We start from the raw sequence: 24051 nt of genomic DNA, 5'->3' as shown, positions 1-24051 counted from the left end.
CATGCAGTCTCACCGCATGAGTGGGCATTCGTGCGAAAGCACGAACCGCTCCAACAAAATGCTATCGCCGCTTGACCCCGACTCCTCATAAATCGCGCGCACTGTTTTGCCAGCATTGCTGCTATCAACTGTTTCATCGCAGTTAGATCGATGCCGCCCTTAGCGAATGCCTGATCCGCAGCTTCTTCATTGCTCAAGATTTTCTCAAATGCGAGTAGCCAAACACTACTCTCCATGAGAATATGAGCGAAAAGCGCGCATAGGTCTTAGTGCCAGTCAGGCGCTTTCGACAGAACGGCCAGGAGAACAAGAGTGTATTTTCTATCGATGACAAGCCGCAGACTGAAGCCGGTCCGAAGGAGAGGCCCAACGATCATTCACAGAACCATATTGTGTGTAGTGGTTACGGTTGCGTGCGCTGTTCCAACATTAGCCCAGTTCGAGCAAGAGGGTGAGGTCGGCTACCACTCAATGGCTTGCATCAAGGTAAAGCCGGAGAAAGCCAGCGAATTCCGCGCGTGGGCGGCTTCAGATTTGCATAAGTCCGCGCAATCAATGGTCGACACAGGGGTCCTGTCAGGATGGCTCCTGGCGAGATCGGTTCAGCCTCAGGGCACATCTGCAGAGTGCGACTACCTGGTAATTTCAATGTATCCCACCACACCGCCCGAGCCCCTCAGTCCTGAGGCACTGGACGAGGCGCTAAAAAAAGCGCGGCTCACAATGACCGGACAGCAATTCATGGATCGCCGCGATTCCCTTGCCACACTTGTCTCGAACAGCCTCTTCCAGAATCGCGCCTCAGTAGGAGCTTCTCCTACGATAGGAAACTATCTGGTAGTGAATTACATGAAAGCAGGGAACGTTGATGATTGGATTGCTTTTGAGAAGGAGGTCTGGCGACCGGTCGCCGAGGCAATGGTGAAAGATGGTAAAAGATTAGGCTGGTCGCTCAACGTACAGGTTCTGCCTGGGGGCGCCGATTTGAAATTCCAGGGAGTGGCGATAGATGTGTACCCACGTTGGGACGACGTCTTCAAAGACGACCCGCAGTCGAGTGAGCGTTTTAAGAAGGTGCATCCAGACAGGGAGTTGGGAGCGACCTTCGGGCAGTTCCAAAAGCTGCGTACCCTTGTTTCAGTCCAATTATTCACTGCAATCGACGCGGTGACACCAATCAAGTAAGCCATGGCGGGTGGCCCATACATAAAACCAACCGACACCCTTGGGTGCCCCATTCATGCAGTCTCGCCGCATGCCGGGGTCCCCAGCGAGCGGCTTTTGCTCGTTGGGGTGGATGAGTGGGCATTCGTGCGAAAGCACGAACCGCCTTCCCTCCCAAGCCGATAAAATCCAACATGCCCTTAGGCTTAGAACGACGCCAGAAAACAGGACAACTTCACTTCATCACCTTCAGCTGCTACCGTCGTCTCCCCCTACCTCGAATCCCCCAAATCCAAAGACACCCTCGAACAGGTAATCGAACAAAACCGACTACGCGAAGCTGGCAACGCTCAGCAACGCCGATGTAGCCAAGGCCCGGTCAATTCTGGACGATATTGCGATGCAAGCGCATATTAGCCTTCCTGAGACAGAGAATTGGACTGCCACCGGATGACCTCGCAAAGATCACCACGGACGAGGAGGACATCGTCAGTCAGGGACAGATTGTCGGAAACCTGGGAGGCGCCGCTAAGCCAAGGAGCGACGCGCTCGGGATAATTCACAGCGATGACGTGGATATTTCAAACCGCGAGTTGCCGGTTGATCACTCAGATCAACCTAAAGGTAGCGCGGGTCATGAGCTTAGTGACGGGGATCGAGTCGTATCTCGCCGGGCTGACTGGTGGGTCGATTACGCTGACACCTCCAGCGGCGCCTTCGTTCACAAACTGCTTCGCCGTCGCAAGACCGATGCCGCTATTACCACCGGTTATGAGTGCAATTTTCCTTCAAGCTTGCCCATGTCGTTCTCCTTTGGTAGTCATCTATAGCTGTTACTTGTTCGCTGTGCTTTGCGAGCATCACATGCAGCGAATGTCATCGAGGTAGACGCGTTCTATGCACACTTCGCTTCGAAGCAAGAACTCCAAGAGGCTGCAGTTGCCTACGGACAGGCCGTTTCGCTAGGCCGCGTGCAGCGCTGCGACACCAAGAAGGGCAAAAGATCGTACGCTGACCAGTATCTGAGCCCATGGCACCGAGATAATCCAGGCGACGGCTGCACCATGGCAGCACTGGGGCAGGAGGTGGCTCGCTCGACGCCTGAACTCAAAGGAGTGTTCGAGCAGGGGCTTGAGGAATATCTCTCGGCGATGGGTGGGAACTGGAAAGAAGCCATCTTTCAAACCGCCGCGATGATCGGTGGCGTCGTGCTGGCTCGCGCCGTACAGGACCCGCAGTTCTCTGACGAGATTCTTATGAGTGTCCGACAGAAGCTCAGCTGATCGCGAATCCGAATTGAGAACGCGACCACGTGTGCCGAGTCACCGTGCACTGCTCGAACTCAATCAAGGGCTTTCTAACTGATGCAATGAGCGCTAAATCGACGAGGCGCTCGTCGAGCATTCCAGATGTATCGGATGATCTCCAATCTTCCGGGTTACGGGCTATACGGAAGTAAACTGACGAGCCGACTCACAGGACTGAGGCTATTTTCGTCTCAGTTCGGTGCTGGGCTGGCGATCTGCTCCGCGACTCCTATATGAAGCGTTCGACTAAGTTGCACAAGGGTTTTGGCAAGGATTTCATTCACGGAGTTGCCGAGAGATAAAGTGTAAGATCCTGCATCGGCCTGCCAGTCACCGGCCTTCGTATCGAAGTATGCAAAGCTGCGAGGGTCGAGTTCAACCGTCACGTGCTTCCGCTCACCTGGGCCTAGTTCTACCCGAGAGAAGCCCTTCAACTCTTCAGCAGGTCTTGGTACGGATGGGTTCTTCTGCGAGACGTAGAGTTGCGCTACAGTCGCGCCGGCCACCCTGCCAGTATTCTCTACATCGAAACTCGCCAGAACATGACCATCCGCATTCGATGTTGTTTTAAGATTAGACATGGCGAAGGTTGTATACGAGAGCCCATAGCCAAACGGAAACAACGGTGCCGTCCCACTGTGCTCATAGCCGCGATACCCAACGAAGATTCCTTCCCGGTATACGATCCTGTTCGTGCCTGGGTCGGGATAGTAGTGAGCGAAGCTGGGGTTATCGGCGATGCGACGTTCCCAGCTGATCGGCAGGTGACCCGAAGGATTGACATCACCGAACAACAGTCTTGCGAAGGCATCTCCGCCCTCCTCCCCGGAGTACCACGTCGCGAGGATGGAACGAACCTTGTCCTTCCAAGGCAGCACATCAACGCTCCCACCTGCGGTGATCGCCACAATCGTGTTCTTGTTGACTGCTGCCACCTGCTCAATCAACTCCTGCTGACCGAGGGGAAGTTCAAAGCTGCGATCTCCACCCTCAGACTCCGAGGTATTGTCGAATCCAACGGCGAGCACAACCACGTCAGCCATCTGAGCCATCTTGATTGCGTCCGGGTCCACAATTGTGGCCAGACTGACGATACCCATGCTCACCCCAATGGACGAAGCTCGGCGCTGAGCATATACCTCTAGCACTACCTTGTGGGAGACCTTAGTGAGATCTACCGTGGTCTGATTGAGGATGTACTTTGGGATGGTGACATTATCGAAGGTCAGTCGATCATCAATATAAAGACGGAAGCGACCATCCGTATGCACAAAAACGGCATGTAGCCCGGCCTGCTCAGGTGTGTAATAGCCAGTCCAACGATCCGACTCAGAAGGAACGACGAAATCAGAGCCCTTGTGTGAGTAAAAGGCGTTGATCTCCTGCTCCTCAGGCCTGCGATGTGCGCTCCCTGGGACAATAGCGACGGGCTCAATTGTGGTCGAACGTACCGGGCCTTGCAAATTGAGCTGAGAATAGTGCTCAACGGTAAGACCTGCTTGCTCTCCATCGCTTGTCGTCGTGAAATGAGTCAGGCGCGCGAACTGGTCCAGCGTGTACATCCCCCGAGCGTATAAGGTCTTTTTCTCGCCACCAAATATATTGCTGATTCCGGTAATAAGATTCGTATTCGCGAAGCTCACTACTTCGCCGCTGCCGCCCCCAGTCGTGAGGGTTTGCGCCGCAGTGGGACCGATGACCGCAATCGTTTGCACCTTAGTCCGGTCGAGCGGGAGAAGATTTGCCGTGTTCTGCAATAGAACTGTCCCTTCCAACGCAGCTTGCAGCGAGACCGCTCTGCCCTGCAGATTGTAACGAGGAATGCCCAGGTCTTTTGCTGGATGATCTAGCCACCCAAAGGTCGCTGCTACGCGCAGAATTCGCCGGACTTTGTCATCGAGCGTGGTCTCAGAGATCGTTCCATTTGCCAGATGCTGTTTGATCTTTTCGCGAGAGAAATACACCTCAAAGGGCATCTCGAGGTCGAGTCCGGCATTCGCCGCGGCGACGGTGTCATGAACTGAAGTCCAGTCCGACATCAGAACCCCCGGAAACTGCCATTGTTGCTTGAGAACCTCCAGATCGAGCGGACGGTTTTGCGTCATGTGATCGCCATTTGTGATGTTGTATCCGTCCATCACTGCGCCCACGTGCGCTTCTTTCACCGCCGCCTCGAACGCCGGCATGTAGATCTCGCGCAGGGTACGTTCATCGATGACCGAATCGCTGTCATAGCGAAGATACTCGGAGTTGTTTCCGAGATAGTGCTTTACCGTGGCTGCCACTCCCTCACTCTGAACGCCGCGAATATAACCAACTGCCATCCTTCCGGCGAGGAACGGGTCTTCTCCGAAATATTCGAAGTTCCGACCGTTCATCGGAGCACGATAGATGTTTACGCCAGGCCCGAGCAGAAACACTGCACCGCGAGATCGAGCGTCCCGACCCAATTCGCGGCCGAGACGTTCAGCCAACTCTGGATCCCATGTTGCAGCTAATCCGATGCCCGCAGCATACGCGATGGTAGGCGCTGGTATGTGTGCCCCTACAGGTCCATCGGCCATTTGGAAGTAGGGGATGTTCAATCGAGCGATGGCGTGAGTGCGAAAAGGGGTATCGCCGCTGATGAGGTCAATCTTCTCATCCGTCGTCATCCGTTCGAGCAGGTCGTTCACCCGCGCTTCCATGGCATGACTATCTGGAGCGGGAGCTTGCGAAAATGCAGCCACTCCTGGAATCCACAACGGGCAGACAAGACAAAAAAGGATCAGGACAGTGCGGTTCCCGGCTCTCATCAAAAATTGGCCTCACTCAGGGTTCGTTGTTCGACATCCTCGAACGTGATGGAATTATCCCAGACTTGAGGTACGTGGGGACAGAGACTGTTTGCTCGGGTGCTGCGGAAACACTCGGCAGCGGGTATGCACGAGACCGCGTATCGGAAAAACTCGCGTCGATTCGCCAGTCCGAGTACAGGTGAACGCGCATCTCTGTACCGGTCGGTCAACGTCCGAGTTGCCGACCAACCGGGAACTACTCCATTCGTGGATTGCGCGGACAAAGCAGATAGAGACTTGTCATCCGTCTGCGAAATTCGTGATCGATTTTGCACGCGCCAAGTCCTACGCGCCGAGCTCTTTAACATCACCAACGCCCCCGTCTTCTCACAGCCCAACGGCAGCTTCGGCGCCGCAGCGTTTAGCAGCATCACCAGCACAGCAACCGGCCCTCGCGTCTTGCAACTAGCAATCCGCCTCAGCGTAACCGAGCGACGGGTTCTCCAACGTTCACCTACAAGAAAGTGGATCGCGGCTCCCAGTACTCATCTTTATCGCGAAGCGTATCTTACTCGCGTGGAGTAACCTTCCTTGCGATGAAAAAGCCGTCGCTTATCGCCGATACAGACCTTTCACGCCGCAAAAAAAGCCCTTCGAAGAAGGGTGAATGGCGGTTACAACGTTATCTTTACTGTCCATTCATGGGCATGAAGTTGAATAGGTTCCGAAGGGGGTCTGTCGTCCTATTTTTCGGATGAGGACGGACCTTCAAATACCAAAGTCATGTTTCTCATGTGAATTGATTCGAGAGTTTCGACTGTTCCCTGGACTTTGGTATCCAATGCCTCGTTCTTATTGCTCTCCACGACAAGTTGGGCCGGTACCGTCGCGAGGACCTTGTGGTTTTGCGTAAACGTGACTTGAGTGTTGGGTCCGGTACCTGTCCATGTCACGTTGTAATCACCCGCGGCAAGCTGGGTGTTTCCAGCTTTCATCGGCTCGGGAATGTTCACTGTTTGGGAGTTCCTGCCCGCAAAAGCGGGGGCAGAAAGGAGTGTGAGCATCATTGCGAAACCAAGAGATCGCTTCATAGGTGTGTCCTCCAACGCCTTACAGATTTCCCTTTCGGGTCTGGCATTGAGAGAAGTACACCATGTTCAGTCGCCACTGAACCTTAAGAATTCTTAAGCCCGAACTGAAGAGATCGGCAGTGACACGTATCGTCAATCCTGCATGGTCGCTTTGAAAAACGGAATCCTAATTCGAACGCGCAGACCAGGCAATGCATTCTCTGCAGTGATCGTGCCATGATGCACCTGCACGGCCCGTTTTGCGATCGATAAGCCGAGCCCTGATCCTCCGCCCTGTGCGTCACGTGCCTCTTCAGCCCGGAAGAATGGATCGAATATCCTTGTAAGTGTGTCTTCAGGAACACCCGATCCGTAGTCACGAATTGCGATCTCCGCAGCGTTTGGATCTCCAACGAGGAACACATCAATTGTTGATTGTTCCGGCGAGTAACGAATCCCGTTGCGCATGACATTCTCGATCGCACGCCGCAGCAACTCACGATTGCCAAGAATTTCGCCGGCGGGCGAACCATTCAATGCGATACGACAACCCCGAACCTCAGCCTCCAAAGTGCTATCGCGAATGACTTCATCGAGAACCTCTCCGAGGCTCACAATCTCTAAGCCCTGGGCCTCAGGGTCGCCTTCGACGAGAGTGATCTCCACGATGCCAGCCACAAGCGAGGCGATTCGGTCCACATCGCGGTCTATGCGATCAAACGCCGCGTCGGTGTCCGTGGATTTTCTGCCCAACTTAGCGGCGAACTTTAACCGCGCTAACGGCGATCTGAGTTCATGGGATATGTCCGCGAGCAGTCTTCGCTCACTTATGATCATTCGCTGCAGGCGTTCGCCCATTTGATTGAACGAAGCACCTAGCTGTCCAATCTCATCCTGCCGTTTGCTAGGCACGCGAACAGATAGATTGCCTTGTCCGAAGAGCGCAATAGAGGCAGCTATCCTGCGGATCGGCGACACCACTGCAACCGAGGCCAGCCAACACAGAACGCCCGTGGCACCGAGCACCAGAAAATAGTACGGTAGAAACGTCCAAATCTGCGGACGGCTAGGCTGGCCTACTGCTGCAAACCAATACCGGCCGTCCTCGGATCGTTGCGCTGCGACCGAATGGCCACCGGTCCGGATGCGCCATTTGGACGCTGGATAAGGCGGTAACAGCTCTGCCTTACTGCCGCCGCCTATGAGATCGATACCATTTGCGTCGAGTAAATAATGATGTGCCCCAGAAATACGATCCAGGCCTGTCAGATAGTTTGCCAGCGCCTTCTGGCCGTCGTTGTTCAATATTCTGCTTGCGGTCTCCAGTTGGAGTTCGTCTAAGCGGTCATAAACAGGATCGAAATGCTTCCTCTCCAGACGAACTGAGATCTGTCGAAATACGAAGAACGACAGCGACAGCGTGCCCACCATCGCGAGAAAGACGGCGAAATAAAGAGACCTTGTTGGCGACAACCTAAGCCGCTCGCGCAAAGACATAGCCGACTCCCCGAATCGTGCGAATCAGACTTCGACCGCCCTCCAGCTTCTTGCGCAAATGGCTTATGTGGACGTCGAGAATGCGATCATACGGTGCTGCTTTGCGTTCGAACAGAGCCAGAGTTAATTCATCTCGCGAGACGACACGTCCTGCAGAGCGCATCAGTATCTCCAGTAGGTCGAACTCCATTTCAGTCAGTTCTGCGGGCGATCCCGCGATCCACACTTCGCGCTTAGTTGCATTGATTCGGATGTCACCGATGGTTACATCTTTGCTGCCTTTCGTAGCATCAGTGCGGCGCAATACCGCGCGGATCCGTGCCTGGAGCTCATCTGGATCGAAAGGCTTCGGAAGATAGTCGTCAGCACCCGCATTCAGCCCAAGAATCCTGTCGTGGTGCTGGACACGCGCCGTCAAAAGGATTACAGGGACGTCTTTTCTGCGTCGCAACTGTTGCAGCACACTGAAGCCATCAATGACGGGGAGCATGACATCGAGAATCACCAGATCATATGTTCCGCTGGCCGCAGAGGCGAGCCCTCGGCGGCCATCATATTCGCAGTCCAGGCGATGTCCGGCTCCGGCAAAAAACTCCTTCATCATCCCGCATAACTCTCTGTCGTCATCAACGACCAACAGCGATAGCCGCGCGTCTTTTTCCGCAGTCTCCATCGGCTATTAAGCCTCGCACGTTTCAAATGCGCGGCAACCTACCTTAAGGTAGCAACCCAATTCGCGGCCTGTCTACCACGACCTGGACCTCGCCCTCGTAAACACGCACCAAAGGCGACCTTCAGCCCTGGGGATTGTCTTCTTGTCCACCTGCGAGTAGATCCGCAGATTCGAAAAGGTCGACTGGGAAGGGACGGACGTGGAGCCGGATGTGAAGGTGAAGGCAGCGGATGCACTTGAAACGGTAGGTTTCTCCGAGGTCGCGGTAGTGTTTTGAGCGGATGACGGGCAATTCGGAAGTAATTACGCTACTTCTTGATTGCCGGTAGACCGAAAATCGGCTCAACCTATCCGATGCTGCTTTGTCTCTTTAGCGGACTTCCGGCGCGTCTCAAGTCTCGTGCATAGTCGGTTTAGCATGCGTCTTCCCGGTTCGGGGTTGCCGGTGATGAGGTATGCGAGAACTGCTCCCTGAAAGGACTGGAGTACCTCCTCCACCGCGTCCTTATTCGGCAGATACCTCAATAGCAGCTCAACCCATAGGCGCTGTTGCTCTCGGTAGAAGGATTTAGCCCGTGGAGAACCGTTCCATGCTCGTCGTGAGAGGTCCATGACTAGCAACAGGACTCCCTTGGACTCAGGATTCGTCGTCCTGTCCCAAAGTGCATTGAGGACTGTCTGTGCGGCGATTCCGGCCGGAAAACTTTCTGGAGCGAACTGGGCACGCAGTCGGTTCTCCAAAAGCGTCATCGCTCGTTCTTCAATGGCCTCTCGCCCTCCGAAGTAGTGCACCAGCATGCGCTTACTGATTCCAACGGCGCTCGCCAGCTGATCCAGGCTCAGGTCGAGTGTTCCAGAACGGATGAAGGCGCCGAGGCAGCTCTCGATGAGGTCGCTATGGTCCGTTGTTTCCTTTTTCGCCACTTGATCTCCAGAATGTACCATGTGGTACATTAACGGCGTGTACCAGGTGGTACATCCATCCTATCTCTGAGGGACTCCTGATGAAAACACAAGACAGTGTCGTCCTAATTATCCTCGGCCTCATTATTTGGATTCTCGGTTCGGCCTACTACGCCTACCGCGGTCCCTTCGTCCTTGAGACAACAAGCCTACGTTACTGGATCAGCTTCTTCATTTCGCCGTTAGTAAGTGCGATCATCTGCATCGCTATTCTCAAACTGCGTCACGTGCCGCCGTCTGCTTGGACTTCCGGTATGCTCCTCCTCGCGATTCCAGGGATGATTGGAGAGGCCGTCGTTCTCTCTCACCTATCGACATTCATGCCAAGGATTCAGGCCTCATCGGGAGGCCGCTACGGGGCTTTTCTATTCGCTGCATATGCGCTTGTGCTTGGAATAGCAGAAGTGGTCACATTAAGGGCGAACCCATAGCGGCCTTAGCAAAGGTCAAAAGCCTGCCCAGCAGAATCACTAGTTCCTGAATGACCGGCATCTATGTAAGTCAGTGTCAAGGGGACGCTGATCCTCAGTCGGGCTATCAGATTCAGGTGGACGGGAGTCCGGCATCTTCGGCGGGACCAGTGCGGCCGCGCCACTGTGGGCAGGCCTCATTGCCTTGATGAATCAGAAGCTCGGACAGCCCGTGGGTTCCTGAATCCCAGGCTGTACTCCATCGCTGTTACCCAAGCAATGCGACATCACCAATGGCAACAATCGTGCCTTTAAAGCCGGGCAAGGAGGGGATGCATGTACTGGACTCGGATCGCCGAACGGCGCACCGTTGGCCGCGGTACTTAGCCAGCCGTCCCCACAAATGCAGTCTGGACAGGAAGCAGGACACTCCGGATAGTTCATTCAGTTCGTTCCGTTAAGTATTCTCCTATCCGTTTCCACGCATCATAATGACCAGCAATCAGGAGGATTTATGCATACATTCTCTCTCCATTTTCGTCACGAATCTCCAGACGGTCCATGGATCGCCTCATGCCCCGTTCAAGCCGACCTGGAGGGCTTTAGCGGACTGACACGTAGTTTCGCCAGCGAAGGAGCAATGGTAACCGCTCTCGAGGCTGCCGGCGTAAAAATTGATCGGTCGAGAAAGGCTTTGGACGAAGTGCAGAACGGCCATGCGTCGTCCCTGGAAATTAGCCAGAATGAGGCACAGAAGCTCGGCATTCTTCACACCGATTCGCCGGAGTAGCCCATCCTCGCAGCTCTCTGTCTCACTATTCCGTGTGAGCAGCAAACGCCTATCGCCTGGGATAGTCACCTAAACCTTATCCGTGGGTTCCTAATGGATCCGCGCAGTGGGTTGGTTCACACCCTCGAGCTTTTAGTGACGACCCTTCTGTTTAACCATTCTCCGGGTTCGGTCCAGCCAACATAGGGCAAGTCTTGAGGAGGAACAATCTTGTCGTAGGGGTTATCGTCAATCGGATCCGGCTTGCGATTGAACTTCGAGTAGGAAGTATCGACCCCCTCATGGATACGAAATTCATTGAGGTAGGTACCATCGGCCGGATTCAACTCTCCACTGGCCATGATTCTTCGGGTCGGTATCGTGATACGCCACTCCTTCGCCTCCCAGGTCGTAATAGGCGCACAACACCCGACCCGGTATCTTCTGTGGGCCGGCTTGATAACGGCTGTCGTGATAGGGCACGCCCTTATACTGGCTCAAAAATGACTGAGAAAACGCAGTCGCCGCTAGCATCGACGCGGCGAGAAAACATGAGAAAAGGACTCTCCGGTTCATTCTTCAACTCCCGTCAATACCGATCAAATGACCTTAAAAAGTTCGATCCCGTGCGTTTTTCCGAGATTGCCCGAGTACTTCTTGTCTGTTCCATTGTTCCAATGCTCAAATACCCCGAGGCTGCGGCATCGGATGCCATCGCGCTCCGGATCATAGAGCGTCTTGGAAGGTGGATCGTTTGCGAGAGCTACTTCGCGCAAGTAATTGTCTGCGTTCGCGATATCCACGAGATCGGGCCATTCCGAAGTTAGGAAGTCGAAGCCCACCGAATCGATGGCCACGCCGTCAAGTGACGTGAAGATGCTGCTCGGTCAGGCATCGTTGAACGGCACCATCTTCCACTTGCGACGAGGCGGACCATCCGCATTGTCGCTGCCATAGAGCCCGTCGACGAGAAACAGAATGGTTTTCTCGCCGAGATCCTTATGACCCAAATAATCTACAAATGCAGCGTAACTTGCCGAGCCGTCAACGTTATGGCGAAAACCATCGTGCGCATTCTTGTGCCAGTCGGGGTTGATGCTCGTAGCCCCGAACAGATTCTTCGCGCAGAGCGTCACACCAGAGCTAACATGTCCTTTCAATAAGGCCGCATCGACCAAGTAGGCAGCATCGATGACTGTGGTATCAAGCCCCGAAGCGTTCACCATCCAAAACAAAGGGCTCTCGGCTATTGGACCAACGGGAAGCGGTCTGGGCTACGGAGGAGGGACCGCTGGAATCGGAAATAGCCTGGCAATTAGGTTTGATATCCATAACAACTCCGGCGAGGGAACTAACTTAACCGGGTTCTATCCAGATGGGGCATCGCCAACGATACCCGCTATCGATCTGACACCTTCCAATATTGTCTTGATCAGCGGGGACGTTATACATTCGCATGTCAGTTACGACGGTGCAAATCTTACACTGCTAACTGACGCTACAACATCTGCAAGCTTTATTGCGACGTATGCTGTGAATATAGCCAGCGTTGTTAGTAGTACAACAGCCTACGTTGGTTTTACAGCATGAACTGGTGCTTCAACCATGAACGCGAACATCCTTGACTGGACTTATCACAACTAGCAGATGCAGGGCCCAGCGCTAGTCGTGATCGTGATCGTGGTCGCCGTGGCCCATGCTACTGATCTGCCTGCGGCGTCCGTCGCGATTGAGGTCCAGGAAGGAAATGAGATTTCCCAAGGTTTGATAGTGCTCTCGTTCATCAGCGATCACTTCCTTGAGAATCGCGACGCTTGGTTCATCGCCGAGCGCCTGGCGCAGGGCGAGGTCCGCTCCGCCTATCCGTGTCGCCAAGGATTCGGCCTGTCCAGATTCACTCCCCGTTTACTTGGGCACTTGTCCACCGAGTTCCAGAATGCGTTCAGCCCAAAGGCCAGCATGATGCTTTTCTGCAGCGGCCAGACACGTAAAGCGTTCCGCCGCTGTGGATTTAGTCTCTCCTTTGGCCAGCGCCGAGTAGGTGTAATGGCCTTCCATCTCCGCCTGCCAGTTGGCCTCCAGCGCTGCGAGTAGTCTCTCATTGTCCGAATCGGTCTTCGCCTCTCCCTCGGGCCTGAGCAAATATCAATATTTTGACTACCTATTCGATTGTTGATTTCTTCCCCAATCAAGAAGATCCCGCCATGGGTGCCCCTCACGTCCGTAACAGACTAGTCACAAAAGACATTTTTGCAAACTGGAATTTTAGAGATGTTGATCGATGTACAATTACCGGCATTCCTGAGTCAGCGAGGGATAGATAACGTGCTGATAATACTCCGGAGCATTGCACTCAAGAGTTTCGGCCGAATCGTTGCTGTGGCCTTGGCCACATGCGCGTATACATCGGCTCAAACCAAAGCAGGCCCGGTAGACCCCGGCGTGCGCGGTGGCGTGGCCGGTGCCGGCGATCCGCTCAAGGGCCTAACTGCGGATGAAGCTGCGTTCTTCCAGGATGGAATGACGAGGTTCGCTCAAGTCGAGGCCGTGAGCAAAGGCGCGAACAACGGCCTCGGGCCCCGCTTCAACTCAAACCAGTGTCTCTCCTGCCACGCGCAGCCGACTGCAGGCGGATCGAGCCCTTCGCAAAATCCCCTGCTGGCAGTTGCCACCTTGAATGGCGCGAAGAACACCGTGCCCTGGTTCATCACGCAAAACGGTCCTGTCCGCGAAGCGCGATTCAAACGGAGCCCCAGCGGAGCCAGCGACGGCGAGGTGCACGATGACTTCGTGATCACCGGGCGAACCGACGCCCCCGGTTGCACCATCGCGCAACCCGACTTCCTGCCCGCGGGAGATCCGCTCACTGGCCAGCATGGCAATCGGAATATAATCTTCCGAATCCCGACTCCCCTCTTTGGCGCAGGGCTCATAGAATCGATCCCCGACTCAGCCATTCTTGCCAATCTGGCGTCCGATGCAACCACGAAGTCGTCCCTGGGTATCTCCGGCCATGCGAATGCACACCTGAGCGGAAATGTGAACCTCAGTGCAAACGATGGCACCATCACACGTTTCGGCTGGAAGGCGCAGAACAAATCCCTCCTCATGTTCGCGGGCGAGGCATACAACGTCGAGATGGGAATCTCGAACCAGCTCTTCCCGCAAGAGCGCGACGAGACGCCCGGCTGTCGCTTCATCGCCACTCCCGAGGACACGCTCAACTTTACGACTGCTCCGCCTACCACCGGATCCCCGACCACCGGCAATTCAAACACCGCAGTCCTCTCAGACATCGAAGCGTTTGCCAACTTCATGCGTATGCTGGCCCCGCCCACACCGGCTCCCGCCACACCGTCCAGCGAAAAGGGACGCAACACGTTTGGGCAGATAGGATGTGCCCAATGCCACACCCCCTCGTTCACCACCGGCACAATGATCGCGAGCGGCTCCTCTAAAGTCCCGAGCGCCGCGCTCTCCAATCAGACCGCGAATCTTTTCTCCGACCTCCTCGTCCACCACATGGGCGAAGGTCTCGCCGATGGCATCACGCAAGGCGGTGCCGGCCCTGACGAGTTCCGAACAGCCCCCCTGTGGGGCGTCGGCCAACGTGTCTTCTTCTTGAATGATGGACGGACCACCAACTTGGTAGACGCCATCAGAGCGCACCAAAGCCGCGGCAGCGAAGCAAACAAGGTCATCGAACGCTTCAATAAACTAAGCACTCAGGAGCAGCAGGAGATCATCGATTTCCTGCGCTCGCTCTAGCAAGAACAGCACTCTCAACCCCGTTGCCAGCCGTGCACTCAAAGCTCGTCCCTTGGCTGCAAGCAGCGGATTCGGTCGGCGGTCAATGATCGCATCGGAATCGAACCAAATCGCAGAGTCGCCGGGACGTTATGGAAGAGTTGCCGACTACCCGGCGCTAATCACTGAGGGGCTCAACGCTCTGCGTCAATAAATTCCCCGAACGCAGACGCACTTTGTGTTCTGCTACCTGGCAGCGTCTTCCAACCTCTTGTATTGGTTTGCTTTGTTGAGGCCAACGAAGAAACCTCGGTTTTATTGGGCAAATCAAGCTGATGCAAGTGTACAGACCCTTTACGAGAAGTCCGCAAAACCAGCATTCACGCATGATTATTTGCCCCTAATCGCTGTACGGCTCGTCATAGTAATCCTTGATCCTCAACTCCGGGCCACTTTCTAGCAAATCATCCGGCTTCCTACGTCTAGAAATTTGTGAGGGGGATGCCGTCGATGACGAACTGGGTCTGGTACTCGGAGCCGCGCGGATGAAGGACGGCGTTGCCCTCGTAGAGCCAGCCGGGTTGGGTGTCGACCAGGTCCTGGATGGACCCTGCCGGGCAGGGAGGTTTCGCGGTCCTGTATCTGCTGCGAGCCGATCTGCATGACGGATGAGGGACGATAGGGATCGATCAGCGGTGCGGAGGCGTTGACCTGTACCGATGTGTTGACCGGGGCAATGGTGAGCTTGATGGTGTGCTCGGCGGGGACTGCGGATCTTACTTCGATTGTATCGGTGGTTGCCGTGAAGCCCTGGCTCTCTGCGCGTAGGAGATAGATCCCATAGGTAGGGTCTCAATATCAACTTCGCCACTTTTACTGGTTGTTAGTGAGTTGAGGTATTGGCTTGAGTTGCTGGAGATCGTGATGGAGGCGCTGTGGCTCGATCCGCCAGGTAACCACGTTTCCAGGATGCGCGGTCTCAAATCGCTAATTGGCGATTTTCCATCAAGTGGTCTGTCCTTTGCTGTTGTGAGTCATTAGTGTTATTTCGCCGCGTACTTGGATTGGTCTAGCGGGAGTTTTACGAAGCACGCCGTCCTTGGTTTTCGCGCCCATTTCGGATGGACCGCTCTTGTCGCGATATCGCTTGAAGACGGCTTTCCGCAGGTACTTCTTCGTGAGCGCCCTGACCTCGTCAAAACCTTCACTTATGAATTTCGTCAGCCTATCACACTGCTGGAAAAAGACCGCCAGCCGAGGCCCGCGGCTTCATCTCGGGCGTGCGCGCCGAAGCAAGACGTCTCGCATATCGAGCCATCCAGTCTGTACAGGTAAACCTTCAGAAGCAAGGCTATGAACTCAAGCGCTGCAGTCTTCTTCTAGCTTCCGGAAGGCCGCTTCCGGGTCTCGCTCAAATCCTGGCGTCTCATGCGCTGATTCACGCTGCTGACGGGGAACTTTTCCGCGAAGCACTGCTCCACGTAAGCAAGCGGTGCGGCGTCGAGACGTTCACTGCGAAAGAGAGCGACCTGCTCGAACGGGCCGTGCATGCTCTTCGCCTGCAACCTGATGAGGTTGCCCGTCGTCTCGCCGATCTAGGCCACCCGCTTGGTTTCCCTTGGTCCCAAAACGAAAAATTCGCTGTGTTTGTCGCTTGGGTTTCTCACTGTAGGTGATTCGTGCCGAGTGACCGGCTACCCGAAAACTGAGTTTCAGTTGGTGAGAATAGGACTTTTCGCACATTGAGTAAGAAGGCGATTTCGCAACAGTTGACCCCTGTATGCTCGATGTAGCTTCCGGTTAGCCGACGATCCGGAACTTACCGGCACAGTAGGAATCGAATCAGAGGTCTTGTGTTCCGATCTTCAACTCAGGATGTTCTGAGATGCTCAGAATATTTCCGTCTGGGTCTTTGAACCAGGCGACCTTAGCGCCGGTAGGTGAAGTCCAGACACCCAACTCATCCTGATCCATACCCCCATAGCGCTCGAATTGGACTCCAGCTTGCCCCAAGTTTTTGACGGTTGCGCTGATCTCCGGGACTTGCCAACCCAAGACCGTGCCATGCGCTGGCGCAATCTCGTTAGCCATCCCAAGTCGAAGCATGATGCCGTTGGCGTCAAAGACCAACGCGAACGGCGGTTCTTCTATCACCAGCCGCAGGCCAAGCGTGTCCCGATAGAAAGCTCTTGCGCGGGATACGTCTACGATGGAGACGAATCCGATGACATTGTACTTGCCGAGTCCGAACGGTTGTGACATGCGACCATGATGAGCTTCTTCATCGGTTGTCGCAAGAGTGCCCTTACGTCATAATATATCTCTATTGCGACAGAGCACGCTTTTGACGGAATACGACCCGAAGCGCGGCATTTCTGTTGCGACGCTCGCCTATGAATACCCTTCCAGGTTTGAGGTGTTAGAACACGCACATGGGTCGGATCAACTGATCTACGCAATCAGTGGCCTCATGGAAATATCTTCCGATCAGAGCATATGGTTGATCCCGCCGCATTTTGCGTTGTGGATTCCAGCCAGAACCCACCATCGGATTCACATGCCTGGACCTGTTTCGATGCGCACGCTTTATCTGCGAATAGGCCTGACCGCGAGATTGGATCCGCGGTGCGCCGTGCTGCACGTGACTCCGCTGCTACGAGAACTTATCGTGGAAACCGTACGCGTCAGTCAGCTTCGTGTGCGGAATCGCTACGAGTGCGCTCTTCGCGACCTGCTTATTTCTCAGATTCAGAAGGCCTCCCCGATGCCCACCTTTGTGACGCTGCCACGAGACGCGAGAGCATTTGCTGTGGCTCAGGCAGTCTTGCGGAAACCGGCTGAGTCGATGGCGATGGCGGATCTATGTGCCGAGGCAGGTGTCAGTGTCAGAACGATCCAGAGGGTGTTTCGTAAGGAGATCGGCATCGACTTTGAATCGTGGCGACGACAGGTCCGATTGACCAAAGCCGTGGAGCTATTGGTTTCGGGATATTCGATCAAGGAAGTAGCCCACAAGGTCGGTTATTGTCAGCCGAGCGCCTTTGTCGAAATGTTCCGCCGGACATTTGGAACAACTCCAAAGGCGTGGATGTTAGCATTGGAAACCCTAGCCAATGATCCACCAACCACACACAAGCCGCCCTCAGCGCCCCAACGCTCTGGCAAGCTGTGATGATAACTTCTGTGTCTAAAAAAAGATTGGCCTGGATCACGGGCAAACCGGAAGGAATCGGACCACTTCTTGTTGACCGACAATCCACGCGTTACCAATGCCACCAGCCGGTAAGCATCAAGCAGCGACATTGGAAACAGTTCAAACTGCTCTGGCAATCCTGACGCTGCATTCTGGTTCCATGGACATTTGAAGCTTCCAGGGGTACCGCCCTTGATATTATGGTCGCCGAGTCGTCTAGTTGACCCCAAAGGAGCAAAGGGCATGCAAATTACGACGGAGCAAGCGGAGCGCGTCTTGAAGGCTTCCATACTGAAGGCTCGCGAACTAGGAGTTTCAGTTTGCATCGCAATCCTTGATTCGGGAGGCCACTTGAAAACATTTCATCGTATGGATGGAGCATGGCTTGGAGTGATCGATGTGGCCATTAAGAAAGCGAAGACATCCGCTCTGTTCGAAATGGAGACGCAGGTCCTTGATAACTACAGCAAAGCAGGGGCAGATGCGCATGGAATTGAGCTCACCAATGGCCACCTCGTAACATTTGCCGGTGGAATCCCCCTTAAGGACGTCGATGGACAAATGATCGGTAGCATCGGCGTGTCCGGGGGGCAGGTGGCTCAAGATTATGCAGTCGCTCAAAGCGGTCAATCAGCCTTGAAAGGCTAGCTAAAAGAGAGGAGAGGTAACTCACATGAAGGAAATATTGATCACGGGAGCAGGTTCAGGATTTGGCGAAGGGACCGCTCTCGGACTAGCGCAAAAAGGGCACAACGTAATAGCAGCTGTTCAGACCTGGCCACAAGTTACAGCTCTGCGTGAAAAAGCTGGCTCACTCGGCCTCAAAACACTAAGGGTCGAGAAGCTCGACCTGCTCGACACTTATGATGTCGCACACGTGCTGAAATTGAAGTTTGACATTTTGGTGAATAACGCCGGCATCGGCGAAGGAGGACCGATGTCTGAGATTCCCGTCGAGCTAGTGCGCAAGAACTTTGAAACAAACGTCTTCGCGGCTTTGGATTTTACACAGCGCGTGGTGAGGAGTTGGGTAGCCGCGGGCATTCATGGAAAGGTGGTATTCGTCTCCTCAGCCGTCGGACTTCTCACGGTCCCACCAATTCCCGCATATGCCGCGAGCAAGCATGCCGTGCAATCTATCGCTGAAGCGATGTACGAGGAGCTGAAACCCTTCGGAATTCAGGTCCAAACGATCAATCCCGGACCGTACCTTACCGGTTTCAACGAAACTGTGGTTGAAGCGGGTCTACGTTGGATGAGCGATGACGTCAACTTTATCAAGCGCGAAGCCTTCAAGAAAATCGTCGACGGGCTGCTAGGGAAACCAGAAGGGAGACTCGATCCAAAAGACATGATCGCAAAGATGGTTGAAGTGATCCCTTCTCGCGAGGGGAAGTTTCTCAACATTTTTCCTCCTTCGTCGGAAGACTGGGTCAAGAGCTACCAGCAGCAACTTTTCGATCGCACTATCTAACAGGCAACTATTGGCGAACGATGACGATCGAGCTTTCGTCATCGTTCGCGGTATGCGCATGGGAGTCTGCGCCGCTTCGATCTACCAACTAAGGGATAAAGCCCTTCTCATCAAGGGCGACACTGCCCCGCGGCCAGTCGGTGTTCGGGGGTTTGACTGCGACGAGGTCCACGTAACTTCCGAATTGCCGGCCATCCGCCCGTCATCCAAAATGACGTGAAGGTCCAGTTATCGTACAACTCCCGCTAGATTTCTGCGATCGGCAGCGTGACCCGAAACTCCGTCCGGCCCGGTTGCGATTCGAAAGTGATCGCGCCGTCGTTGTGACGCACGAGGCGCCGGGCGATGTCGAGCCCGAGGCCAATTCCTTGTCCCATTGGTTTGGTGGTGAAGAATGGATCGAAGATTCGGTCGCGGATCTCGGCCGGAACGCCGGCGCCGTCATCGAGGATTCGCACCACAACACTTTGGTTCTCTCGATTCGCAAGCACCTGCACGTGGCCTCCATTGACCGCGGCGTCTAAGGCGTTGTCGATCAGATTTCCCCATACTTGATTCAATTCAGCAGCGAAGCCACGGACCTTTGGTAGTTCGGCCTCCAACTCCAGCGTTACATTCACCGACTTCTCATGCGCCTTCGACTGAAGTACCGCCACTGTGTTCGCCAGGCATGACCCCAGATCCACCGGGTCCGCCACGTTCGCCTGGTCCATGTGGGTAAATCCCTTCACCGCATTCACCAGGCTAGAGATGCGCGTTGCCGAATGCTGAATCTTCGAAGTCAGATGCCGCACCGCACAGTCGGCACCGGCCCACCGCAACACCGCGTTCAATGCCGGTCGCTCCACCCCAGCAGCCAGCAGCTCCAGCGCCTCAAATGTCACCTCGGTATCGGCGAGCATCTGTGCGTTCGACGTGTCCAGTCCGTGCCCGGCAAGCCACTCTTCAATCGCCTCTTCGTGATCAGACTGTTCCAGCGGAGAGCGCACCTCACGGCCCTGTTTCGCGATGCAGGACCTGCGAACCGCCTCCACAGCGGCAATCTGCTCATCGTTCAGCGTCTCCGCAGCCAGATCGCGCGTGGCCTCTTCGGAGTCTTTCAGACGATCCTCAAGCATCGCCGCGCAACGCTCGATCGCCGAGGCAGGATTATTGAGTTCGTGCGCCAAACCCGCCGAGAGTTTGCCCAGCGAGATCATCTTTTCGTTTTGCAGCTCACTTGAGGTAAAAAGCCGGGCGCGATCAAGCATCCTATGCACCAAAATCGCAGTGACTTCGTAACATTCTCGCGTTATCGACCTGAGATGCTCGCGGGGTATCGCGAAAACCTCCACAGGTTCCAGGGCACGCACATCTCCGGGCGGAGTCACCATCCGCGAATACGGCAACATACCCGTGACATCTCCTTCACGCCACTCAATAAATTTGCTCGGCCCGTCGCCACGATCGACAAACACAACCAGTCGTCCGGAAAGAATGATGTAAAGGCCCTCCACCGGGTGGCCCTTCATACTTAACGCGTCTCCAGTATTCAGATTTCGAATGGACCCATGCGCTGCCAGCCACTCCAGCTCGGTCCGGGACGCTGCGCTCAGAGTTCTGTGCTCCGCCAGCCGATCGATAAGATCACGTGCTATCACGGGCGTGCAATCTCCCTATAAGAGGAAAAAACTGCTGCCTAACAACATATCAGAGAGAAAATCGCCTTTCGTGGGCGGCTCGTCCAGTCTCAGGAAAATCTTACGATCGGATTGGAGAGAATCGAAAGTCAAAAACGATCCAGGTTGCCGAGTGAGAAAACTTCCTACACCTATTCGAACACCTGATTGTCATTCTCGAAGCAGCTCAAATGGCCGAAGCGCGAGCGAATCTCATCGCCAAGTGGTCAGAGTTCACGGGTTCTAAAGCCGGCCTTCGTCAGACAGAGCAATTTGGTGACTTCGATCATCTGGATAACCCTGTCCTCACATACCTTGATCGACTCGTATCCGCCTTGCGGATGACGGTTAGCAACCAGATCACCAGCGAGGAAGCCTGGACGCTGACTAGGCTTGAGAAATGCTCAAGACACCAGTGCGCTAGTCCACCGACGAGAGAAAGCCCCTGCCAACGAACGTGACCAGTCCGTCCATATGCAAGGAATGGATACTGCGTATTTGTTTCAGAGAGAGCGTGGTGCACGCGAGCGATCCAAGGGAGCAGATGAGTGGCTTCAGCGATTCGTCGTACGGGCGGGGTCTCGAGAATAGACAATAGCCAACGGAGTTCGGTTTGTAACGGAAAGGCCGTGACTCCGCTGAGAAACAGACCTGCCATAAAAAGGACCAGCCAGAATCGAATCGCTCGGAGATGGTTTCACGCCAGGGACTAAAATTCCTTTCCAAAAGTCTGTCTGTATCTCGTTGGACTGCTCATATCGTGGTCTCAAGCTGAATTACTCCCCCTGCCGCTAAGGCCCATTCGTTTTTGACTCTACAGTCCCAACCCTTGCGTCGGACGCGGTGGTGGTGGTGCCACGGCGGCCTTCATCAAATCCGATCCACCTTTGTACCAATCCACCTTCCGCGTCACCACCATCACAACGGCCAGCACTGCGAACAACATCAGGGATCCCAGGATGAGCGCGTTGTCCTCGCTGATGAGCAGTCCGTAGACTGCCGCATAAAGGGCCGTCAGCATCGCTCCAAAGCCGACCCCACGCGTCACGCTTCGCAGGACATACGACAGATAGAACGTCAGCAACCCGATACAAGCCGCGCTGGCAATCAGGTAGGACAACGCAAACGCCATATGTTCCGAGAAGCTGACCAGCAGCAAAAAGAAGATCGCTAGCCCAAACCCAACCAGCAGATACTGCACCGGGTGAATCGGCAGCTCTTTCATCATCTCGAACAGGAAAAACCCGCCGAACGTTAGCACCACAAATAAAATTCCATACTTCGTCGCCCGATCGCTTAATTTGTACGGATCAATCGGCGTCAACAGACTCACATTCATCAGATCGATCGGCTTCACCGGGTTCGACTCCATCTGAACCTGCGTTCCTGTCGCCAACGAAGAAACATCCCACGCCGCCGAAAACCCGTTTTCGCCCACCTCTCGTGTCCGCGGCAGAAAGCGCCCGGCAAATAATGGAGAACGCCACGTCGAACTCAGTTCCACATGATTCGAATCGCCAACCGGTGCCACGCTCAGCTGTTCCGTCCCTGCCAGATCTATGTCGATCGCAAACTCCAAATGCCCATTCAGCTCCTTCATGCCGCGCAGAGGCACCCGTAGATTCGGCTGCCAACCCATTGTTGACTCAGCTCCTTGGAGCATCGTCTCTGGCGTCCCATTGACCACTACCGTCGGCGTACCCACAATCCCGCGCACGTCCTCAACGGACATCGCGAGGTATGGCTCACCCCACTCTACGGTTCCCGTCGTCTGCGGCTGTGCGATCTCCACCGTCCCCTTCAGATGCCCTGCAAACTCATATACCGTGACCATATACAGCCCATGCCGTCGCTCCGTCGGCGTCAACCTTCCGCGTACGTCCAGCACATGGGGAAACGACGTTGCCGTCAGCGTAGTGACATGCTCCACTCTCTTCTTGACTCCCTTCTCACCATCCTCCATCGTCACAGTCGTCTGTGTATACGGCCTAACCAGTACAGGCCCGATCACCGTCTGCGGCCCTGCATAGCTCGCCTCGATACTCTTCACCGCATCATCCCGGTATTTCTGTCGATCGGTGATCGTACCATTCACCATCGCCAAGGCAATCAAGATCGCACCCGTCACCACACCAATGACCAGCAGCTTCAACGCCAACTTGAGGTTCATCTCATCTCCTTTGGAAATCCGTGTGTCTTCAATACGTCAATATGTTCGTGAATCAACTTTGCAATGCAAAGTGAAAGGTTGTAGCTAGGATACTTTGCATCGTAAAGTAACCTCCGAAAAAAAGGTTTAGGACCTGGAAGGAGTCAGACCGCGCAACTGGTTGGGGGAAGCCTCTTGTTTGCTTCCCTTCGCCGCGTCCTTCACTACACGTTCGAGCGTCGAAAGGTATTCAAGATAACGCTGTCGGCCTTCAGGCGTGATGCGGCAGATGGTTTGTGGACGGTTGTGGTCATGGCCTTTCACAATCTCAACCATCCCTTCTGTCTCCAGAACTCGCAGATGCCGACTCAGATTGCCGTCGGTCAGCGAGCAAAGCTGCTTCAAATCATTGAAGATCAGGCCTTTGGGATTTGTAATCAGAGACGTCAGAACGCTGAGACGGGCTCGCTCATGAATCACTCGATCAAGGCCTTCATAGGCGAAGCGCCCTTCGCTCGATGGAGCTTTAGTTTTCATCCGCACCCTCCGGGGTGGCAACGAACAGAATGCCGGCCACCAGCAACTGCCCCGCTCCATAGGCAAGACCCATGGTCCACGGAGCAAGTGCGCGGCTATCTCCGAAAGAAATGCAGACCAGCCCCGTGAGCAGGTACCAGGCCCCTGCGGCGATCATTGGGCGCGGTAGAAAACGACAGGACGAAAAGATGCCCAGGCTGAAGATCACCTGCCAGAGTCCGGGAAGCATCCAGACGACTGTAGGGACAAAGCGTACGAGAGCAATGGTGACCAGTACTCCCGCGCCAACTGCAGGGAGGAACTGTTCGACCGCCATACAGATCATCTCATCGGATAGACCAGAATACATGCGGCGGGTTCGGGTATACATCTGCACTCCGGCCAATGCAGCTGATAGCACAGCAGTGGAGATCCAGATACCCGCGTATGCCGAGACGTGGTTGGCCGGGTCCGGCAGCAACACCGATTGCATTGACGCCGCCAGAAGTGCGATTACTCCCGTAGCTGCGAGCGTTGCAGGCCCATAACCCCGAAACTGCGTACTTTGGGCCATCTGCCTGCGTATGTTGCTGATGTCACCAAGCGCCTTATGGAGATCACTCATAGGGATTTCACTTTACATCGCAAAGTAGACCAGATGACAAGGTGCGTGTCAATTGCTGG

The 24051-nt window shown here is 54.8% G+C and carries 25 protein-coding genes; 9 read left to right on the top strand and 16 right to left on the bottom strand.

The features are described 5' to 3' along the window. Positions 1–471: 471 nt before the first annotated feature. Both HDF12_RS05620 and HDF12_RS05615 read left to right on the top strand, forming a co-directional pair. Complete coding sequence (locus HDF12_RS05620; RefSeq protein WP_179581603.1) at positions 472–1185, top strand: hypothetical protein; 714 nt, start codon at positions 472–474, stop codon at positions 1183–1185. An 830-nt stretch (positions 1186–2015) separates the two neighbouring features. Continuing rightward, complete coding sequence (locus HDF12_RS05615; protein WP_257025369.1) at positions 2016–2447, top strand: TetR/AcrR family transcriptional regulator; 432 nt, start codon at positions 2016–2018, stop codon at positions 2445–2447. A 215-nt stretch (positions 2448–2662) separates the two neighbouring features. On the opposite strand, the gene HDF12_RS05610 is transcribed toward HDF12_RS05615, so the two are convergent. Continuing rightward, a complete protein-coding gene (locus tag HDF12_RS05610; RefSeq protein WP_179581602.1) occupies positions 2663–5200 on the bottom strand; it encodes a beta-glucosidase in 2538 nt (845 codons plus the stop codon). A 192-nt stretch (positions 5201–5392) separates the two neighbouring features. Here HDF12_RS05610 and HDF12_RS23040 point away from each other — a divergent pair, with 192 nt between their 5' ends. Further along, complete coding sequence (locus tag HDF12_RS23040; protein ID WP_479729374.1) at positions 5393–5833, top strand: outer membrane beta-barrel protein; 441 nt, start codon at positions 5393–5395, stop codon at positions 5831–5833. A gap of 158 nt (positions 5834–5991) precedes the next feature. On the opposite strand, the gene HDF12_RS05605 is transcribed toward HDF12_RS23040, so the two are convergent. The 4 genes from HDF12_RS05605 to HDF12_RS05590 all read right to left on the bottom strand — a co-directional run bounded on the left by HDF12_RS05605 (position 5992) and on the right by HDF12_RS05590 (position 9412). Further along, the gene (locus HDF12_RS05605; protein ID WP_179581601.1) at positions 5992–6339 is read right to left on the bottom strand and encodes a hypothetical protein; all 348 of its coding nucleotides are present in this window, start codon (positions 6337–6339) and stop codon (positions 5992–5994) included. Positions 6340–6471: 132 nt separating this feature from the next. Next, complete coding sequence (locus tag HDF12_RS05600) at positions 6472–7815, bottom strand: ATP-binding protein (RefSeq protein ID WP_179581600.1); 1344 nt, start codon at positions 7813–7815, stop codon at positions 6472–6474. After that, entirely contained in the window at positions 7793–8488 is a 696-nt protein-coding gene (locus tag HDF12_RS05595) for a response regulator transcription factor (protein WP_179581599.1), read from the bottom strand. The genes HDF12_RS05600 and HDF12_RS05595 overlap by 23 nt, the downstream gene beginning before the upstream one ends. A gap of 342 nt (positions 8489–8830) precedes the next feature. After that, entirely contained in the window at positions 8831–9412 is a 582-nt protein-coding gene (locus tag HDF12_RS05590) for a TetR/AcrR family transcriptional regulator (protein WP_179581598.1), read from the bottom strand. 80 nt (positions 9413–9492) lie between these two features. Between HDF12_RS05590 and HDF12_RS05585 the strand changes: the two genes are divergently transcribed. Further along, entirely contained in the window at positions 9493–9882 is a 390-nt protein-coding gene (locus tag HDF12_RS05585) for a DUF5367 family protein (protein WP_179581597.1), read from the top strand. A gap of 493 nt (positions 9883–10375) precedes the next feature. Further along, a complete protein-coding gene (locus tag HDF12_RS05580; protein WP_179581596.1) occupies positions 10376–10651 on the top strand; it encodes a hypothetical protein in 276 nt (91 codons plus the stop codon). 116 nt (positions 10652–10767) lie between these two features. Here the strand turns inward: HDF12_RS05580 and HDF12_RS22215 are convergent, their stop codons facing one another. From HDF12_RS22215 to HDF12_RS05555, 5 genes are all read right to left on the bottom strand, one after another. Continuing rightward, positions 10768–10992, bottom strand: coding sequence for a hypothetical protein (locus HDF12_RS22215; protein WP_257025367.1), 225 nt, complete (start codon positions 10990–10992; stop codon positions 10768–10770). Positions 10993–11229: 237 nt separating this feature from the next. Beyond that, positions 11230–11487 carry a hypothetical protein gene (locus tag HDF12_RS05570; RefSeq protein WP_179581595.1) on the bottom strand — a complete coding sequence of 86 codons (258 nt, stop codon included), beginning with the start codon at positions 11485–11487 and terminating at the stop codon, positions 11230–11232. 30 nt (positions 11488–11517) lie between these two features. After that, on the bottom strand, positions 11518–11856 hold the full coding sequence (locus HDF12_RS05565) for a DUF362 domain-containing protein (protein ID WP_179581594.1): 339 nt from the start codon (positions 11854–11856) through the stop codon (positions 11518–11520). A gap of 436 nt (positions 11857–12292) precedes the next feature. Next, complete coding sequence (locus HDF12_RS05560) at positions 12293–12505, bottom strand: hypothetical protein (RefSeq protein ID WP_179581593.1); 213 nt, start codon at positions 12503–12505, stop codon at positions 12293–12295. 30 nt (positions 12506–12535) lie between these two features. Continuing rightward, complete coding sequence (locus HDF12_RS05555) at positions 12536–12772, bottom strand: ferritin family protein (protein ID WP_179581592.1); 237 nt, start codon at positions 12770–12772, stop codon at positions 12536–12538. A 237-nt stretch (positions 12773–13009) separates the two neighbouring features. Here HDF12_RS05555 and HDF12_RS05550 point away from each other — a divergent pair, with 237 nt between their 5' ends. Further along, positions 13010–14398 (top strand): di-heme oxidoredictase family protein, encoded by a 1389-nt coding sequence (locus HDF12_RS05550; protein WP_179581591.1) that lies wholly within the window; start codon positions 13010–13012, stop codon positions 14396–14398. 1358 nt (positions 14399–15756) lie between these two features. Here the strand turns inward: HDF12_RS05550 and HDF12_RS21965 are convergent. Together HDF12_RS21965 and HDF12_RS05545 are read right to left on the bottom strand one after the other, a co-directional pair. Continuing rightward, a complete protein-coding gene (locus tag HDF12_RS21965) occupies positions 15757–15927 on the bottom strand; it encodes a hypothetical protein (RefSeq protein WP_218892306.1) in 171 nt (56 codons plus the stop codon). Positions 15928–16219: 292 nt separating this feature from the next. Further along, entirely contained in the window at positions 16220–16639 is a 420-nt protein-coding gene (locus HDF12_RS05545; protein ID WP_179581590.1) for a VOC family protein, read from the bottom strand. A gap of 82 nt (positions 16640–16721) precedes the next feature. Here HDF12_RS05545 and HDF12_RS05540 point away from each other — a divergent pair, with 82 nt between their 5' ends. From HDF12_RS05540 to HDF12_RS05530, 3 genes are all read left to right on the top strand, one after another. Continuing rightward, complete coding sequence (locus HDF12_RS05540) at positions 16722–17549, top strand: AraC family transcriptional regulator (protein WP_179581589.1); 828 nt, start codon at positions 16722–16724, stop codon at positions 17547–17549. Between the two features lie 264 nt (positions 17550–17813). Continuing rightward, positions 17814–18218 carry a GlcG/HbpS family heme-binding protein gene (locus HDF12_RS05535; RefSeq protein WP_179581588.1) on the top strand — a complete coding sequence of 135 codons (405 nt, stop codon included), beginning with the start codon at positions 17814–17816 and terminating at the stop codon, positions 18216–18218. Between the two features lie 25 nt (positions 18219–18243). Then, positions 18244–19044 (top strand): SDR family oxidoreductase, encoded by an 801-nt coding sequence (locus HDF12_RS05530; protein WP_179581587.1) that lies wholly within the window; start codon positions 18244–18246, stop codon positions 19042–19044. 245 nt (positions 19045–19289) lie between these two features. Here HDF12_RS05530 and HDF12_RS05525 read toward each other — a convergent pair whose 3' ends face one another. The 4 genes from HDF12_RS05525 to HDF12_RS05510 all read right to left on the bottom strand — a co-directional run bounded on the left by HDF12_RS05525 (position 19290) and on the right by HDF12_RS05510 (position 23992). Next, the gene (locus tag HDF12_RS05525) at positions 19290–20684 is read right to left on the bottom strand and encodes a sensor histidine kinase (RefSeq protein WP_179581586.1); all 1395 of its coding nucleotides are present in this window, start codon (positions 20682–20684) and stop codon (positions 19290–19292) included. Positions 20685–21516: 832 nt separating this feature from the next. Next, on the bottom strand, positions 21517–22872 hold the full coding sequence (gene creD, locus HDF12_RS05520) for a cell envelope integrity protein CreD (RefSeq protein ID WP_179581585.1): 1356 nt from the start codon (positions 22870–22872) through the stop codon (positions 21517–21519). Between the two features lie 126 nt (positions 22873–22998). Then, positions 22999–23388 carry a winged helix-turn-helix domain-containing protein gene (locus tag HDF12_RS05515; protein ID WP_179581584.1) on the bottom strand — a complete coding sequence of 130 codons (390 nt, stop codon included), beginning with the start codon at positions 23386–23388 and terminating at the stop codon, positions 22999–23001. After that, on the bottom strand, positions 23378–23992 hold the full coding sequence (locus HDF12_RS05510; RefSeq protein ID WP_179581583.1) for a hypothetical protein: 615 nt from the start codon (positions 23990–23992) through the stop codon (positions 23378–23380). The genes HDF12_RS05515 and HDF12_RS05510 overlap by 11 nt, the downstream gene beginning before the upstream one ends. Positions 23993–24051 lie beyond the last annotated feature (59 nt).

The organism is Tunturiibacter gelidiferens (assembly GCF_013410115.1).
GTDB classification, from domain to species: domain Bacteria; phylum Acidobacteriota; class Terriglobia; order Terriglobales; family Acidobacteriaceae; genus Edaphobacter; species Edaphobacter gelidiferens.
The sequence above is the reverse complement of the archived record's forward strand: the minus strand, read 5'-3'. Positions and strand labels throughout refer to the sequence as shown.